The 17089-nt window shown below is 44.8% G+C and carries 16 protein-coding genes; 12 read left to right on the top strand and 4 right to left on the bottom strand.

Going from position 1 to position 17089, the window contains the following annotated elements; translation table 11 throughout:
• Positions 1 to 145 precede the first annotated feature (145 nt).
• The 3 genes from gcvT to QTN94_RS10710 all read left to right on the top strand — a co-directional run bounded on the left by gcvT (position 146) and on the right by QTN94_RS10710 (position 3236).
• Positions 146 to 1264, top strand: a complete 1119-nt coding sequence (gene gcvT, locus QTN94_RS10720; RefSeq protein ID WP_269375707.1) for a glycine cleavage system aminomethyltransferase GcvT — start codon at positions 146 to 148, stop codon at positions 1262 to 1264.
• Between the two features lie 100 nt (positions 1265 to 1364).
• Entirely contained in the window at positions 1365 to 2360 is a 996-nt protein-coding gene (locus QTN94_RS10715) for a trypsin-like serine protease (protein WP_331427641.1), read from the top strand.
• Positions 2361 to 2567: 207 nt separating this feature from the next.
• Entirely contained in the window at positions 2568 to 3236 is a 669-nt protein-coding gene (locus QTN94_RS10710; RefSeq protein ID WP_331427634.1) for a LuxR C-terminal-related transcriptional regulator, read from the top strand.
• Between the two features lie 62 nt (positions 3237 to 3298).
• Here the strand turns inward: QTN94_RS10710 and QTN94_RS10705 are convergent, their stop codons facing one another.
• The gene (locus tag QTN94_RS10705) at positions 3299 to 3562 is read right to left on the bottom strand and encodes a DUF3012 domain-containing protein (RefSeq protein ID WP_331427633.1); all 264 of its coding nucleotides are present in this window, start codon (positions 3560 to 3562) and stop codon (positions 3299 to 3301) included.
• 309 nt (positions 3563 to 3871) lie between these two features.
• Here QTN94_RS10705 and rbsD point away from each other — a divergent pair, with 309 nt between their 5' ends.
• The 6 genes from rbsD (at position 3872) to QTN94_RS10675 (ending at position 9822) form a co-directional block, all read left to right on the top strand.
• Complete coding sequence (gene rbsD / locus QTN94_RS10700; protein ID WP_331417495.1) at positions 3872 to 4291, top strand: D-ribose pyranase; 420 nt, start codon at positions 3872 to 3874, stop codon at positions 4289 to 4291.
• Between the two features lie 24 nt (positions 4292 to 4315).
• Positions 4316 to 5821 carry a ribose ABC transporter ATP-binding protein RbsA gene (gene rbsA / locus QTN94_RS10695; RefSeq protein ID WP_331417494.1) on the top strand — a complete coding sequence of 502 codons (1506 nt, stop codon included), beginning with the start codon at positions 4316 to 4318 and terminating at the stop codon, positions 5819 to 5821.
• Entirely contained in the window at positions 5818 to 6801 is a 984-nt protein-coding gene (gene rbsC, locus QTN94_RS10690) for a ribose ABC transporter permease (RefSeq protein ID WP_331427632.1), read from the top strand. Before rbsA ends, rbsC begins: the two co-directional genes overlap by 4 nt.
• A gap of 60 nt (positions 6802 to 6861) precedes the next feature.
• Positions 6862 to 7740, top strand: a complete 879-nt coding sequence (gene rbsB / locus QTN94_RS10685; protein ID WP_331427631.1) for a ribose ABC transporter substrate-binding protein RbsB — start codon at positions 6862 to 6864, stop codon at positions 7738 to 7740.
• A 123-nt stretch (positions 7741 to 7863) separates the two neighbouring features.
• On the top strand, positions 7864 to 8790 hold the full coding sequence (rbsK, locus tag QTN94_RS10680) for a ribokinase (protein ID WP_331417492.1): 927 nt from the start codon (positions 7864 to 7866) through the stop codon (positions 8788 to 8790).
• Positions 8791 to 8817: 27 nt separating this feature from the next.
• Complete coding sequence (locus QTN94_RS10675) at positions 8818 to 9822, top strand: substrate-binding domain-containing protein (RefSeq protein ID WP_331417491.1); 1005 nt, start codon at positions 8818 to 8820, stop codon at positions 9820 to 9822.
• 16 nt (positions 9823 to 9838) lie between these two features.
• Here the strand turns inward: QTN94_RS10675 and QTN94_RS10670 are convergent, their stop codons facing one another.
• On the bottom strand, positions 9839 to 9976 hold the full coding sequence (locus tag QTN94_RS10670) for a hypothetical protein (protein WP_331417490.1): 138 nt from the start codon (positions 9974 to 9976) through the stop codon (positions 9839 to 9841).
• A 135-nt stretch (positions 9977 to 10111) separates the two neighbouring features.
• On the opposite strand from QTN94_RS10670, the gene QTN94_RS10665 reads away from it, so the two are divergent.
• Entirely contained in the window at positions 10112 to 10534 is a 423-nt protein-coding gene (locus tag QTN94_RS10665; protein WP_331417489.1) for a hypothetical protein, read from the top strand.
• A 179-nt stretch (positions 10535 to 10713) separates the two neighbouring features.
• Entirely contained in the window at positions 10714 to 11700 is a 987-nt protein-coding gene (locus QTN94_RS10660; RefSeq protein WP_138973184.1) for a chemotaxis protein, read from the top strand.
• Between the two features lie 57 nt (positions 11701 to 11757).
• On the opposite strand, the gene QTN94_RS10655 is transcribed toward QTN94_RS10660, so the two are convergent.
• Positions 11758 to 13686: a DEAD/DEAH box helicase gene (locus QTN94_RS10655; protein ID WP_331427630.1), complete on the bottom strand. Its 1929-nt coding sequence runs from the start codon at positions 13684 to 13686 to the stop codon at positions 11758 to 11760.
• 405 nt (positions 13687 to 14091) lie between these two features.
• On the opposite strand from QTN94_RS10655, the gene rnb reads away from it, so the two are divergent.
• The gene (gene rnb / locus QTN94_RS10650; RefSeq protein ID WP_331427629.1) at positions 14092 to 16098 is read left to right on the top strand and encodes an exoribonuclease II; all 2007 of its coding nucleotides are present in this window, start codon (positions 14092 to 14094) and stop codon (positions 16096 to 16098) included.
• 83 nt (positions 16099 to 16181) lie between these two features.
• On the opposite strand, the gene QTN94_RS10645 is transcribed toward rnb, so the two are convergent.
• Positions 16182 to 16793: a response regulator transcription factor gene (locus QTN94_RS10645; protein ID WP_331427628.1), complete on the bottom strand. Its 612-nt coding sequence runs from the start codon at positions 16791 to 16793 to the stop codon at positions 16182 to 16184.
• Between the last annotated feature and the right edge of the window lie 296 nt (positions 16794 to 17089).

Genomic DNA, 17089 nt, shown 5'->3' with positions numbered 1-17089 from the left:
CAGTCTTTATTGTGAATATGATGTTAAATGTCACATTTTGAACGGTTCTGATCTTGTTAATCGTGCAAATTCTATCTACTCGTGTTTATTATTGGAAACAAGGTTTCCTTGAATGGAAAACGAACCTGACTAAATGGAGACAACAATGACTCAAGAACTACTCAAAACACCTTTGCACGCACTGCACGTTGAAGCTGGCGCAAAGATGGTACCTTTCGCTGGTTATGATATGCCAGTTCAGTACAAACTTGGTGTTAAAAAAGAGCATCTACACACGCGTGATGAGGCAGGCCTGTTTGATGTGTCGCACATGGGACAGCTTCGTCTTCATGGTGAGGGCGCAGCGGCGTTTCTTGAGTCACTGGTTCCTGTTGATATTATCGATCTGCCTTCTGGCAACCAGCGCTACGCGTTCTTTACCAATGAACAGGGCGGCATTATGGATGATTTGATGGTGGCTAACTTAGGCGATCATCTATTTGTTGTTGTCAATGCGGCATGTAAGCAACAGGATATTGACCATCTGGAAGCGCACCTACCGTCTGGCGTAGAGCTGGAAGTGATTGATGATCGTGCTCTTCTTGCGCTTCAAGGCCCTAAGGCTGTAGACGTTCTCAAGCGATTCAACCCACAAGTTGCCGATATGCTCTTTATGGATGTGAAGAAGCTAGAGATTCTTGGCGTAGAGTGTATCGTGAGCCGTAGTGGTTACACGGGTGAAGATGGTTATGAAATCTCGGTACCGAACACCCATGCTCAAGAGCTGGCGCAAAAGTTGACAAACGAAGAAGAAGTTGAGTGGATTGGTCTCGGTGCACGTGACTCACTTCGTTTAGAGTGTGGTTTATGCTTATACGGTCATGATCTTGATGCAACCACATCTCCAGTGGAAGCAAGCCTACTTTGGGGTATTCAGAAGGTTCGTCGCATCGGTGGTGAGCGCGAAGGCGGCTTCCCTGGTGCAGATATCATTCTAAACCAGATTGAAAGTAAAGATGTTTCTCGCAAGCGTGTTGGTCTAGTTGGTCAAACTAAAGCGCCAGTTCGTGAAGGTACAGAGCTGTTTGACGCTCAGGACAATAAAGTGGGTGTCGTGACGAGTGGTACTGCTGGTCCTAATGCGGGTAAGCCAGTTTCTATGGCTTATGTGCGTGCAGACCTTGCTGCTATTGGCACAGAACTGTTTGCAGATGTACGTGGTAAGAAGCTACCAATGACTGTTGAAAAAATGCCATTTGTTCCGCAAAGGTATTACCGAGGTTAACATTTCGTGACCAAAATAAATTCTTGTGATAAAACCTCTCAATTCTGAGAGGTTTTTTTATACTTATATAGTACCCAAGTGCTATGGAGAGCGAGCCGTGATTCGAAAGTTAGCCATTTTACTTTCTAGTTTATATGTAACCAGCGCTTATACCAGTGTTGAAATTACGCCATATGTAGTAAATGGTAATGATATTAGTGCAACCAAGTATCCCTCTTTTACGAGTCTCATGTACGATCGTATTGATTATGATCGTATATATGGTACGTCGCCGTACTGTGGTGCCACGCTGTTAACACAGTACTATGTACTGACGGCGGCGCACTGTATTTATGGCGATACCAATACCCAGCTGTTTACCTCAGTCGTTCCCCAACTTCAGAATGAGTCGGACTTTCCCAACGCTATCACACAGCGAGTGATGGTGAGTGAATACTATTACCCAGACAACTACAACAACGATACTTTAGCCAATGATATTGCTATTTTGAAGCTGTCCCAGCCTATTACCGCCGTGTTCGATTACGCCGATCTCGCAAGCAGTACCGATGCGACCAACTATCGAGGTATCAGTTCAGGTGATCCTTTCTTTGCGGTTGGTCATGGTAATACCCAGTCTGGTTATGACGATAGCGAGGCTCTTCAGGAAACTCAGCTGCGCTACGTTAGCAATTCGAACTGTCATTTATACAATGTCGATACGTCAGCGAATTTATGCATGGACGGAGCGTCAAGACAAAATGGTCGTGATAATGCAACCTGTCAGGGGGATTCCGGTGGCCCATTATTCTGGAACAACAAGCAGGTAGGCATTACCAGTTTTGGTCCAACGACTTGTGGTGATATGAGTGTGCGTGCCAATTCAATATTTACAGAGGTGTCAGACCATCGGGCCTGGATAAGTTCAGTACTCAATGGCTCAGAAACGCCAAAAGTGACGGTCAACGATGCGCAGCGAATCAGTTACCTCAATTCGATAAATGCAAATAGCTCGGGTGGAGACTCAGGTGGGGCAAACAGTTGGTTGGGACTACTTATCTTGAGTGGTATTGCTCTATGGCGTCGTAAGTCTTCTTATCTGCAACAGCATAGTTAACCGTCATTCTTCTGGTACAATTTTTTTGCTGTTGTGAATCGCCTAACAGATAACTCGGTGTGTTCTCAAAAATAAGAAATTAGTTCTAAGCCCATGATTACCATGAATTAAATAGCGGTAGTTTAATTCACTTGATTAATCAACATGTTGACTATTTAGTTCTAAACGATAGTTTTAATTTATCAACAACGTGTGCAGGGACCCATTATGACTAACCGTGATAACGACAAGATTACTCTGATTTCTGATGTAAGCATGCAATCTAAACTGCTTAAGGACTCTTTGGAGAAGGGCTTAGGATTACAAGTTAGCATAGTGACAGCTGATACTTTGCAAGCAATGGATGAAGGGCAGGGGCAATTAGATAGCTTAGTGCTTATTGATTACCACTACTTGGATGATAGCAAGTTTGAGTACTATAGCAGCGCCAAATCTCATAGCGATGCTACGATCAAAGAAATTGTTTTCAATTGCCCAATTGATGCGTCTTCAAGCCAACTGTTTAAATGGCGCAATTTGGTTGGGGTCTTTTACCTTGATGACGAAGTTCCTCTGCTGCTTAAAGGCATGGAAAAAATAATGAGAGATGAGATGTGGCTATCGCGAAAAGTCGCGCAAGACTACATCGAGCATTTCCGCTGTGCCAATATAGTGACCACGTCTCAGGCTTATGCCAACCTCACTAAACGTGAGAAGGAGATCATGCGTTTACTTGGTCACGGTGCTTCAAATATCCAAATTGCAGACGAACTGTTTGTCAGTGAGAATACGGTTAAAACGCATCTTCATAATATCTTTAAGAAGATCAATGCGAAAAATCGCCTGCAAGCCTTGTTATGGGCTAATAACAACATTTCGCTAGAAGAGCGCGTTTAGTTTTACAATCTCATCTCAATCAATGAAATACAAAGGTCTGGATAACACCAGACCTTTGTTGTTTAGAATACGCAATGTTTCGCGTAACTGGTCGCTTCATTGGCGCTCCAGTCACCTTTTGGTTTATCTTCGAGATCACTACACCAAGCTTCGCTTCCAACCGCATCGAGTAACACACAGTGCTTAGCGTAATCGACGGTACCTTGAGCGTTCCACTCACTTTTTGGTTTGTCCGCCATCTCGTCACACCACGCTTGAGTACCCACCTCAGTTTTGCAGGCATTTAGTGCAAGAAGAGTGACTACAGAAAGTATGATTTTCTTCATTTTGTTTTCCAAAGATTGTTAGTGTACGTCACTATACCTAAAACGGTCGGGGTTGGTGTTTGGGGAATGAAAAAATAAAGAAAATAGCCTATCGAAACGTTTCGATGAGGTGATCTGAATCACTCTGTGCCAACAATAGTGGTTGCCAAAGAAGATCAAATTCACACTCTACTTATCTTGCTCTCGAATTTATGAGGTGAGCGACTATTATTCTATCGAAACGTTTCGATGAGTTTTTTCTCAATAACAAATCTGATAGTGAAATCAAGACTCACCATTGTGTAAACGTGTATTTGATAGGTCGATGAGATGAAGAAAAGTACCCTAATAAATTCTGAGCTTTCGTACTTGGTAGCGACGTTAGGTCATACCGATGAGATAACGATTTGTGACGCAGGATTACCAATACCAGACGAGGTTCAGCGTATTGATTTAGCCCTGACACATGGTGTTCCGTCGTTTATGGAAACCGTTAAAGTGATGTTGTCTGAATCTCAAATTGAAGGCGTAGTGGTTGCGCAAGAATTTGCAGCGGTTAGTCCAGAACTCCATGAGGCGCTGAAAGTTGAGCTACTTGCAGAGAGTGTGCGTTGCGGTAAAGAGATCTCTATTTCCTATGTGTCACATGAGGAATTTAAAGCACGTACCCGACAGAGCCGAGCAGTCGTTCGTACGGGCGAGTGTACTCCTTATGCAAACGTCATATTTCAAGCGGGCGTGGTTTTCTAACCCTCGCAATAGTAAGGAAGAGTTATGACTCAAGCTATCCTACAGTTGAGCTCGATCGAGAAAGCATTCCCTGGCGTTAAGGCGTTAGATAAGGCGAGCCTGAATGTCTACCCTGGGCGCGTCATGGCCCTGATGGGAGAGAATGGTGCGGGCAAATCGACCTTGATGAAAGTACTGACTGGTATCTACAGCAAAGATGCGGGCACCATTCAATACCAAGGCCAAACCGCAGCATTTAAAGGACCTCGCGACTCTCAAGAGGCGGGCATCAGTATTATTCACCAAGAGCTGAATCTGATCCCTGAACTGACGATTGCCGAAAACATTTTCCTTGGCCGTGAGTTTACCAACGCGTTTGGTGGCATTCAGTGGCAAAAGATGTACCAAGAAGCCGATCGGTTGCTTGGCCGCCTTAACGTTAAACATCCATCAAGCACCTTGCTTGGCGAGCTTAGCTTGGGCGAACAACAGATGGTTGAAATCGCGAAGGCGCTGTCGTTCGAATCAAAAGTCATCATTATGGATGAGCCGACAGACGCGTTGACTGATACTGAAACAGAGTCGCTGTTTAATGTCATCAACGAGTTACGCGCTCAAGGATGTGGCATTGTTTACATCTCTCATCGTCTCAAAGAGATTTTTGAAATTTGCGATGATATTACCGTTTTACGTGACGGCAAGTTCATTGGTCAATGTCAGGTGTCGGATACCGATGAAGATGGCCTAATCGAAATGATGGTTGGGCGTAAGCTTGATGAACAATACCCACGCATTGATGTCCGCCATGGTGAAACCTGCCTTGAAGTGATTGGCTTAACGGGTTCAGGCATCCAGGATGTGAGCTTCACGCTCAAACGCGGTGAGATCTTGGGTGTATCCGGTCTTATGGGCGCGGGTCGAACTGAACTGATGAAGGTGATCTACGGAGCACTGCCAAGTGAACGAGGTGTCATCAATCTCGACAATAAAACCATCAACCCAGTCAGCCCACAAGATGGCTTGGCGAATGGGATTGCGTACATCTCTGAAGATCGTAAAGGAGACGGATTGATTCTGGGGCTTTCGGTCAAAGAAAACATGTCTTTATGTGCGCTCGATAAGCTGGCAAAAGGTGGTCGAATCCAGCACCAAGACGAAATTATTGCCGTTGAAGACTTTATCAAGCTTTTCAACATCAAAACACCGACACGTGATCAGATCATTGGCAACTTATCAGGCGGTAATCAGCAGAAAGTGGCGATTGCGAAAGGCCTAATGACCAAGCCGAAAGTCCTAATTTTGGATGAACCGACACGCGGTGTAGACGTTGGTGCCAAGAAAGAAATCTATCAACTGATCAATAAGTTTAAAGCCGACGGTATGAGCATCATTCTTGTCTCGTCAGAGATGCCGGAAGTTCTGGGTATGAGTGACAGAATCATAGTGATGCATGAAGGACGAATTAGCGGCGAGTTCAATGCTAAAGACGCCGATCAAGAAAAACTACTCGCCTGTGCCGTAGGCAAAAAGATTAACGAGGAAGCAGCATGAGTACCAATACCATGAGCAAACCAACACAAACAAACGGCAAGAAGCTGTTTAGCAAAGAGTGGTTGATTGAACAAAAGTCTTTGATCGCACTTCTATTCTTAATTGTCGTCGTATCGTTTTTAAACCCGAACTTTTTTACCGTTGACAATATTCTCAACATTCTGCGCCAAACGTCCGTCAATGCAATTATTGCGGTCGGTATGACATTGGTCATTCTTACGGCGGGTATTGACCTTAGCGTTGGCTCGGTACTGGCACTTTGCGGTGCGTTTGCCGCGAGCCTTATCGCAATGGAAGTGCCTGTCCTGATTGCGGTGCCAACCGCTCTGCTAGCGGGTGCCGCACTGGGTGCTATTAGTGGTGTCATTATCGCTAAAGGTAAGGTGCAGGCGTTTATCGCTACCTTGGTAACCATGACTTTGCTACGTGGCGTCACTATGGTTTACACCGACGGTCGTCCTATTTCTACAGGCTTTACTGATACGGCGGATGCGTTTGCTTGGTTTGGTACGGGCTACGCACTAGGTATTCCAGTACCGGTTTGGTTAATGATGATTGTGTTTGCTGCTGCGTGGTATCTGCTGAATCACACCCGTTTTGGTCGCTACGTCTATGCCTTGGGCGGTAACGAATCGGCAACCCGTTTATCTGGTATCAACGTTGATCGTGTAAAAATTGGCGTATACGCCATCTGTGGCTTACTCGCTGCATTGGCAGGCATCATCGTGACTTCTCGACTCTCTTCTGCTCAACCGACTGCGGGTATGGGCTATGAGCTAGACGCTATCGCTGCTGTGGTATTGGGTGGCACTAGCTTGATGGGAGGTAAGGGCAGAATTATGGGAACCTTGATTGGTGCACTAATCATCGGCTTCCTTAACAATGCGCTCAACCTACTCGATGTTTCGTCTTACTACCAAATGATCGCGAAAGCAGTTGTTATTTTGCTTGCGGTACTGGTCGACAACAAAAACAAGTAAATCATAACTAAATAGAGCCAAGTGACGTGTCTTGGCTCGCCCTACACAAGGACTGAGAAAATGAAAAAACTCGCAACTTTAATCTCTGCAGCACTACTTTCTTCAACCGTTTCTGTATCGGCGCAAGCACAGGACACGATGGCAATCGTACTGTCGACGCTGAACAACCCATTTTTTGTAACGATGAAAGATGGCGCAGAAGCGAAAGCTAAAGAGCTAGGTTACGACCTGATTGTTCTGGACTCACAGAACGACCCAAGCAAAGAACTATCAAATATTGAAGACTTAACCATTCGTGGTGTAAAAGCGATTCTGATCAACCCAACAGATTCTGATGCAGTATCGAATGCAATTCGTATGGCAAACCGCTCTAATATCCCTGTTCTAACACTAGACCGTGGTGCTAGCCGTGGTGAAGTAGTGAGTCACATTGCCTCAGACAACATTGTTGGTGGCGAAATGGCAGGTAACTTCATCGTTGAAAAAGTGGGTATGAAAGCGAAAGTTATCCAGCTTGAAGGTATCGCGGGTACATCAGCAGCTCGTGAGCGTGGCGAAGGTTTCATGAACGCGGTTAAAGGCAGCGAAATGGAAGTTCTTGCGAGCCAACCGGCAGACTTTGACCGTACTAAAGGTCTTAACGTGATGGAAAACCTACTCGCGGCTAACCCAGACGTACAGGCTGTGTTCGCTCAGAACGATGAGATGGCTCTTGGTGCGCTACGTGCCGTTCAAGCTTCAGGTAAAGATGTGATGATTGTCGGCTTCGATGGTACTGACGACGGTATTGCAGCGGTGAACCGTGGCAAATTGTCTGCAACTATCGCGCAGCAACCAGACCTAATCGGTGCGCTTGGCGTTGAAACCGCGGATAAAGTACTGAAAGGTTCAGCGGTTGAAGCGTACATCCCAGTACCGCTAAAAGTGATCACTAAATAATATCGCTTAGCCCTCCCGCTTAAACAGGGTGCGGAGGGCGAATAGCCATGAGCTTTGTCGCAAAGTTTATCGCTATTACTCCTGTTCACATTTGCAAGGCTCAATTGAGCCGAGGATTACCTTATGAATAAGTTAGTGGTTTTAGGTAGTGTTAACGCTGACCATGTTCTTCAAGTGCCTTCTTTTCCTCGCCCTGGCGAGACGCTTCATGGTCGTAATTACCAAGTTATTCCCGGTGGGAAAGGCGCAAACCAAGCGGTGGCTGCTGCACGTCTTAATGCGGATACCGGTTTTATCGCCTGTGTTGGGGATGATGCTTTCGGTATCAATATCCGAGAAAATTTTAAGATGGATCGCATCAATATCGCTGGTGTCAAAATGGAGCCAAACTGCCCAACTGGCATTGCGATGATTCAAGTCTCTGATAGTGGTGAAAACAGTATCTGTATTTCTGCTGAAGCCAACGCCAAACTGACCGCTGAAGCGATTGAATCCGATTTGGAGCGCATCCGTGGTGCAAGATTCCTACTGATGCAACTTGAAACACCAATGTGTGGTATCGAAAAAGCAGCCAGTGTTGCAAAAAGCGCCGCAACTAACGTGATTTTAAACCCAGCTCCAGCGCGTGAACTGTCTGATCAACTGCTCGCTTGTGTTGATGTGATTACGCCGAATGAAACCGAAGCAGAAGTGTTAACAGGCATCACGGTGACTGACGACGAGAGTGCGCAAGAAGCCGCAAATGCGTTACACCGTAAGGGCATCGAAATTGTTTTGATTACCTTAGGTGCCAAAGGTGTGTGGTTGAGTGAGAATGGCCGAGGCGAGCTGATCTCGGGCTTTAAAGTCGACGCAACGGATACCACTGCCGCAGGAGATACCTTTAATGGGGCATTGGTCACTGGTCTGTTGGAAGATTTACCTCTAAAATCAGCGATTAAGTTTGCTCATGCAGCGGCGGCTATCTCAGTAACTCGGTTTGGTGCACAGACGTCAATCCCAACCAGAGAAGAAGTGGATACATTTTTAGCCGAACACAGTGAGTCGTAGAGATCGTTATTTGATGGAGAAAATGACATGGCAACCATGAAAGATATTGCAAAGCTTGCGGGAGTCTCGACTTCCACGGTTAGCCACGTCATAAACAAATCACGCTATGTGAGCGAAGAGATCTCTGTGCGGGTGAATAGTGCGGCTCAACAACTTAACTACCGTCCGTCAGCTTTAGCAAGAAGTCTCAAAGTTAACAGGACGAAGACCATTGGGATGTTGGTGACGACTTCGACCAACCCTTTCTTTGGTGAGGTCGTGAAAGGTGTTGAGCGCAGTTGCTATCATCAAGGCTACAATCTTATCTTGTGTAACACTGAAGGCGACCATGAGCGAATGCGAGAGTCTATCAATACTTTGTTGCAAAAGCGAGTCGACGGTTTGATCCTGATGTGTTCTTCACTTGAAGGAGAGCGCATCGAAGTCTTCGAACAGTACCCTGATATTCCCGTGGTAGTGATGGACTGGGGGCCAATGCTGTTTACCAGCGATAAGATTCAGGATAACTCTTTGCGCGGAGGATATCTGGCGGCAAAACATCTTATCGATTCAGGTCACACCGAGATTGGCTGTATTACCGGCCCGTTGGTAAAACACCAAGCCCAAATGCGTTATGAAGGGTATAAACGCGCACTGAATGAATCAGGCTTAGACTTTAACGCCAATTGGATCATTGAAGCGGACTTTGAATGTGAAGGCGGGTTTGAGGCATTCAACAAAATGCTTGCGAAAGGCAGATTACCGAGTGCTATTTTTGTCTGTAACGACATGATGGCAATGGGGGTGATCAACGCAGCTAACGCGAAAGGGATTCGTATTCCTGAAGATATTTCAATTATTGGCTACGATGATATTCATATTGCTAAGTTTATGAGCCCATCACTGACGACTATCCATCAGCCAAAATACCGCTTAGGAAAAGCGGCGGTGGAAGCGCTGCTTAATCGACTTGAAAAAGGCGCAACGGACGCACAAGTGGTTCAGCTAGAGCCTACTCTAGTTGAAAGGGCAACCGTACAAAACATAAAGTAACCCAGAAACACGCTACTCAACAGTTGACGGAAGTCTCTTGTTCAAATTCAATACTTATCTCCGGATTGGGTTGTTCATTAAACGCATGATTGATGCTATTGATGATTAAGTTAGAAATAACCTGAGTCAAAACACCGGGTAAGCTGTTCATCATTACCGAGAGTTCTCCTTGTAATCTCGGGGCTACAGGAAGTTCAGTATAGACCTCGAGATTTGATTGTGATTAACGACATAAAGTGGAAGGTTGTGGAAGGGCAACTACACTTAACAAATACGGTAGGAGAGCCCAATGCGTTGGATAGTCATTTGCCTTATTTTTTCGTCACAAGCCTTAGCAACCAAAGTGCTACTTATTGAAAGTTATCACTCAGGTTACTCTTGGGATGCGAGTTACATCGAAGGCATAAAGCAAACGTTGTTGCCCTCTATTGAGTTCGAAACATTTCAGATGGACACTAAACGTCTACCGATGGAACAATTTGAACGGAAATCAGATCAGGCTTTTACCGCCTATCAAGAGTTTAAGCCTGATATCGTCATGCTGGGTGACGACAATGCACTTAGCTACATGCTCCTAAAACTGTACGATGAGCCAATTTCCATCGTCTTCCTTCAACTTGCAGTACAAGGCGCATCAACCGTAATACCGATTGTGACCGGAAACCAAGGTAAGGCGATCTATTCGAAAAGTGAGCTGTCGCGTTGGGGCTAAACATGCCATCCCACTGGCAGCAAGTTGAGTAAATGTTGTAGTCAAACTAGCAGATAGTAAGAAGTTTGAAGTCAGTCTGCTGATTAGATTTACAAAATATTGAATTGCAGTTAAAAAGTATCAAAGTATTAGTCATTGATGACGATAACTAATAATGAGCAAATATTGAAAGTAGAATTATGAGCGGATCAAGTAGTACGATTTTAACGGAAAGCGGCACCAACGAGCTGGAAATCATCGAGTTCCATTTAGTCAAAGAGTTGCCGGACGGTCGAAAGAAAACCTGCTATTACGGGATTAATGTCGCTAAGGTTCGTGAAGTAATTCAAGTACCAGATACGACAGATTACCCAAATGCACAGCCTCATATGGTTGGGGTGTTCTCGTCAAGAGACATCTTAACACCACTGGTGGATTTGGCTGGTTGGCTTGGTGTTCCGACCTCAAATGACAACTCACGTAAATTCGTTATTGTGACTGACTTTAACAATATGACTAATGGTTTTCTAATCGATAGCATTAGCCGCATTCATCGAATCTCTTGGAATGATGTCGAGTCACCTAGCCAGTTTTTGGAAGCGGGTGAACAAGATTGTGTGGTTGCTGTAGTTCGTAAAGATGGCAATCTCATCATGATATTGGATTTTGAGAAGATCATTGCTGACATCAACCCAGAACTGAGTATGGAAAAATACGATGTGACTTTGGATAAGAGCGTGGATCTTAACCAACGTATGGTCAAGAAGCGCAACGCCAAGACTCTGATGGTGGTTGACGATTCAGCGTTCATCCGCTCGATGATTCAAGATACATTGAGCTCTTCTGGTTACAACGTCATTGCGTGTAAAGATGGCGGTGAGGCACACGACAAATTAATGAATTTGATTGAAGTTGCCAAAGAAGAGAATCTACCAGTCAGTGAATTGATCGACGGCGTAGTGACTGACGTGGAAATGCCGCGAATGGATGGTATGCACTTGGTCAAACGGTTACGAGATAGTGAAGCTTACGCTAACATTCCAATTGTGATGTTTTCGTCACTGATGAGCGAAGACAACCGAGCGAAAGCATTGGCCTTAGGTGCAAATGACACGATTACTAAACCAGAAATTGGTCGCATGGTGTCGATGATGGATAAGTATGTTTTTCGCGACAATGCTAAATGATTAACAAATAAAAAAAGGATACGCAATGCGTATCCTTTTTTGTATTCAAGCAGTAGATTAACCTTCGCTGCGAGTACTACTACCGTGACCACGTTCGCCACGGTAGTTACCACGGTGATCACCACCACGGTTACGGTCAAAGCGACGTTCACCTTCACGACGAGCACGACCACCTTCACGGTTGCCATCACGACCGCCTTCACGGTTACCACGGTAGCCACCTTCACGGTTGCCTTCACGATTACCACCTTCACGGTTACCACGGAAACCGCCGTCACGACGAGGTCCACCATCGCGACCGCTACGACGTGGCTCACGGAAATCGTTGAAGTCACAGACTACAGCGTCAACTTGCTTCTGACGGATACGTAGCTTACGTAGTTTGCCAGCAGTTTCAGAAGACATCGCTTTTGGTAGCTGAACGTAAGTTTCGCCTTGTGCTAGTTTGATTGCACCGATAGAACCTTTAGTCAGCCCCAGCTCGTTTGCAAGTGCACCAACGATATCTTTAACCTGAACACCTTGCTCGCGACCAACTTGAAGTTGGTAAGTATCCCAATCTTGAGTATTGAATGAGCGACCACCTTCGCGTCCGCCGTCACGACCACCTTCACGGCGCTCTTTACGACGTTGCTTGTCACGCTCAATTGCTTCAGTCATTGGGTCTTCGCCAATGTAGAACAGTGGACGTTTACCTTGTTGGCGCTTAAGCAGGATAGCGGCTAATGTCGCTGCGTCTAGTTCTAGAGATTCTTGAAGCTTTTCTACAAGCTCAGCAAATTTTTCTAGTGCTTTGTGTTCTTTTTCTGTTTCTAGTTCTGCGCCTAGTTTAGCTAGACGAGACTCTGCAACTTTGTCACGGTGAGGAAGTTGAATCTCTTCCATTGATGATTTAGTCACACGTTCGATAGTACGCAGCATACGTAGCTGGTTAGTGCGAACTAGAAGGATTGCTTTACCTTTACGTCCAGCACGGCCTGTACGACCGATACGGTGGATGTATGATTCAACATCGAATGGGATGTCGTAGTTGAATACGTGCGTAATACGTGGAACGTCAAGACCACGTGCAACAACGTCAGTTGCAACTAGGATATCGATAACACCTTGTTTGATGTGATCAACAGTACGCTCACGTAGAGACTGAGGGATATCACCGTGTAGTGCCGATGCTTTGAAGCCACGTGCACATAACCAGTCTGCTAGACGCTCTGTGTCTTGACGAGTACGTACGAATACGATTGACGCGTCAGTCTCTTCAGTTTCTAGAAGACGAGACATCGCTTCGTCTTTTTCTACGCCTTTAACAACCCAGAATTGTTGTTCTACTTTGTCTACCGTGTGGTTTTTACCAGCAACGTCAATCGTTTCTGGATCACGAAGGAAACGTTCAACAATGCTTTTCAGCATTGGAGGCATAGTCGCTGAGAATAGTACGCGTTGCGCAGATTCTGGAGCGTGCTCCATGATCTCTGTTACATCATCAACAAAGCCCATGTTTAACATTTCGTCTGCTTCATCAAGGACGAATGTATGAACTTCGTCTAGATGCAGACGATCACGGTTGATAAGGTCTTGAACACGACCAGGAGTACCGACTACGATTTGCGCACCGTTCTTAAGTGCACGCATTTGATCAACGATAGATGCACCACCGTAGATCTCGAGCACTTTAAGGCCATCGATGTTTTTACCTAGGTTCTTAATTTCAGCCGCTACCTGAATCGCAAGTTCGCGAGTTGGTGCAAGAACGATAGCCTGAGGCTTACGTTGTGCTAGGTCTAGCTTGTTAAGAAGAGGTAGAGAGAAAGCCGCAGTTTTACCAGTACCAGTCTGAGCTTTACCTAGTGCGTCTTTACCTGCCAATAGGTGCGGGATAGCCGCAGCCTGAATTGGAGTTGGTGAAACGAAACCCATACCTTCAAGAGCTGAAAGGATTGAGTCGTTAAGTGCTAGGTCGCTGAACTGAATTACGGAATCTGTCATTGGGATCCTACTTTATATATGTCAACAAAAGGTCCCACGAGCTCTACCAATTCCAATACCAATCCAGTTGAGAGCTGATTCCATTCAGATGCGGAAAAGTCGTAAATCGCATCAAGCCACTAGGGACGTAAATAAGGGGGCGGATTATTCCCTAAAAGCATAAAAAAAGCTAGAAAAAATTGAATTTCATCACAATTATTCCCTGAATTAAGTCATCTAGTTTATATCTTGCTCATCTCGATACACCAATAGCATGAAATCTGACCATTTTACGGCATAGGGTAACTGATTGAATTAATGACGAAACGATAAGTTGTCATGTTTATGCGCTAGCTAGGCTATAGACGCAGTGATATAGTGGGCGGAGTGTTTTTGGTTAGATACTTACTCGGTAAAACAAGATAGATGTTCCAAGATAACCCTCTACTGGCTCAACTCAAGCAGCAAATTCAAGAAACGCTTCCTAAGAAAGAAGGCACGATTAAGGCAACTGAGAAAGGCTTCGGCTTCTTAGAAGTCGACAGTAAAACGAGCTTCTTTATTCCACCACCATATATGAAGAAATGTATGCATGGTGACAAAGTCAAAGCCATTATCCGTACAGAGAAAGAGCGTGAAGTAGCGGAACCTGAGGAGCTGATTGAGCAAGGTCTAACTCGTTTTATTGGTCGCGTGAAACTGATCAAAGGCAACCTAAATGTCACCCCCGATCATCCGCAGTTTAAAAAGCTGGCTTTAAAAGCGAAGACACGCAAAGGTATTAAAAGCGATGATCTAAAAGAGGGCGACTGGGTCGTCGGTCATTTAACTCGCCACCCGCTAAAAGGTGACAATGGTTTCTTTGTCGAGATTAGCCACAAAATCACCGATGCGGACGATAAGATCGCACCTTGGTGGGTAACACTGGCTCAGAATGATTTACCCAATAGTGAACCTGCTGGTATTGAACACTGGGAAATTAAAGATGATGCCGATCTAGAACGTATCGATATGACTCACATTCCGTTTGTCACAATTGATGGCGCATCTACCAAAGATATGGACGATGCTCTGTATGCAAAGAGAACTCAATCCGGTGATTTTGAACTCACTATCGCTATTGCGGATCCAACGGCGTATATCTCAGCAGACAGTGAAATGGATAAGGTGGCACGCGAACGTGGTTTTACTATCTATTTACCTGGGCGTAATATCCCAATGTTGCCGAGAGACCTTGCTGATGAATTATGTTCATTAATGCAAGATGAAGTTCGCCCAGCCCTTTGCTGTACTGTGACCGTCGGACAAGATGGTGTGATTGCGGATGATATCCAGTTCTTTGCCGCCAATATCAAGTCTCATGCACGCCTAGTGTACGACCATGTGTCTGATTGGTTAGAGTCTGGTTCATCCAGTGAGTGGCAACCAAGCGAAGTAATGGCGCAAGTTGTCCGTGACTTATACGACTTTTCATTGGCTCGTGCACAGTGGCGTGAACAGAATGCAGTGGTGTTCCCTGATCGTCCAGACTATCGATTTGAACTCAGTGAAGACAACGATGTGGTCGCGATTCATGCCGATATGCGCCGCAGTGCGAACCGTTTGGTTGAAGAGGCGATGATTACCGCCAATATTTGCGCAGGACGTACACTGAAGCAGGCGTTTAATTCAGGTGTGTTTAACACTCACTCTGGCTTTAAAGCTGAGAAACTCCAAGATGTTATCTCGTTCGTCAATGCAGAAGGCGATTTGCCGTTCACTGTAGAGTCTGTGGCAACGTTGGAAGGATTTGCTGAGTTACGTCGTTGGTTAAGCCAACAAGAGACGAGTTACTTGGACAACCGCATTCGCAAATTCCAAAGTTACAGTGAAATGGGCAATCAGCCGTTACCACACTATGCGATGGGTTTAGACATTTATGCGACTTGGACCTCACCAATTCGTAAGTATGGTGACATGATCAATCATCGTATGTTGAAAGCGCATATTTTAGGCAAAGAGCCTGAGCAAGTTGCAGATGAAACCGTTGGCGAAGAGTTGGCGATTCATAGAAAGCACCACAAGATTGCTGAACGTAACGTTGGTGACTGGCTATATGCTCGTACGTTGGCGGAAGAGCCAGCGAAAGAAACCAAATTCCAAGGTGAAATCTTTGATATCAACCGTGCAGGCATGCGTGTTCGTTTATTAGAGAATGGTGCCGCAGCCTTTATCCCTGGTTCTCTCATCTTAGCCAATAAAGAGCGTCTGGATTGCAATGGTGACATGGGCACAGTTTCTGTCGACAAAGAACTAACATACCGTTTGGGTGATGTTCTTGAAGTGGTGTTAACGGAAGTTAATCAGGATACGCGTAGTTTAGTTGCCAAACCTACTCAAGTATTTGCTGACTTAGAGTGTGTAGAAGAGGCCGCTTCTGAGACAGATTCGTAACCTTTCTTACCTGCGAAAAAATGCCAGTCGTCTGACTGGCATTTCAAATAACCGTTGCGCATATTTTTTATTCTCAAAAAAGGTTAATCACCAGTAATTGCTTCTCGCTTACTGACTTCAATTAACTCAATAACGCTTGATACGCCATATTTGTCTAAGATTCTTCGCTTATATGTACTCACTGTTTTTGGACTCAACCCCAAAATATGCGACACGTCATTATTTGATTTTCCTTGCAATAAGTAGTTCAATACCATCACCTCCCGATTGGATAGTTTGGGCACCTTAGATGATATATCTCTCTGATTTGACTTAAAAAAGTTATAACCACTCAGTACCGTTTCCAAGGCGTTAATAATAACGTCCTGACCCTCCGATTTATCTATGTAGCCATTTGCTCCCAGTTCATAAGCAACTTTAGAGCAGTAGTCTTGGCTATTACAGGAGAAAAACACAGTTTTTCCACTGTATCCGTGAGATTTTGCTCGTCGGAAAAACTGAAATCCATCGGCGCTATCTAAGTTGACGTCCAAGATTAATAGATCAAACTCATGTGAAGAGATAATGCTGATAGCCTGTTTGTAATTGCTAGTACAGATAATATTATCAACCGATTTAATTCGGGATAAGATGATTTTAAGTGACTCACACACGATAGGGTGGTCATCATATATAAGGACGGTGTGTTTTTCCATTCCATTACTTCTTTTTAGTTTTGTGCTACTGTTACGTGAGCTGAATAAAAACATTAGCTACATGATCGATATAGGTAATTAAGTAATTGCTTTTCCCTTATCCTTATTTAGATGTGACTCATGTATGTCAATTCTTACTCAACTGTTCATATTAATACATGTCATATTCTATAATACCTTCATAGAATATAACCTGATTTATAGGAGTAACATTTATAGTTTTGGATTAAATACGATATTTCCTACACAAAGAAGATGAGAAATGGGAGTGGCCTTGTTTATTGGGCAATGGAATG

It is taken from the genome of Vibrio sp. M250220, from assembly GCF_036533795.1.
In the GTDB taxonomy this organism is placed as follows: Bacteria; Pseudomonadota; Gammaproteobacteria; order Enterobacterales; family Vibrionaceae; genus Vibrio.
This window is presented reverse-complemented; position numbering and strand designations above follow the sequence as displayed.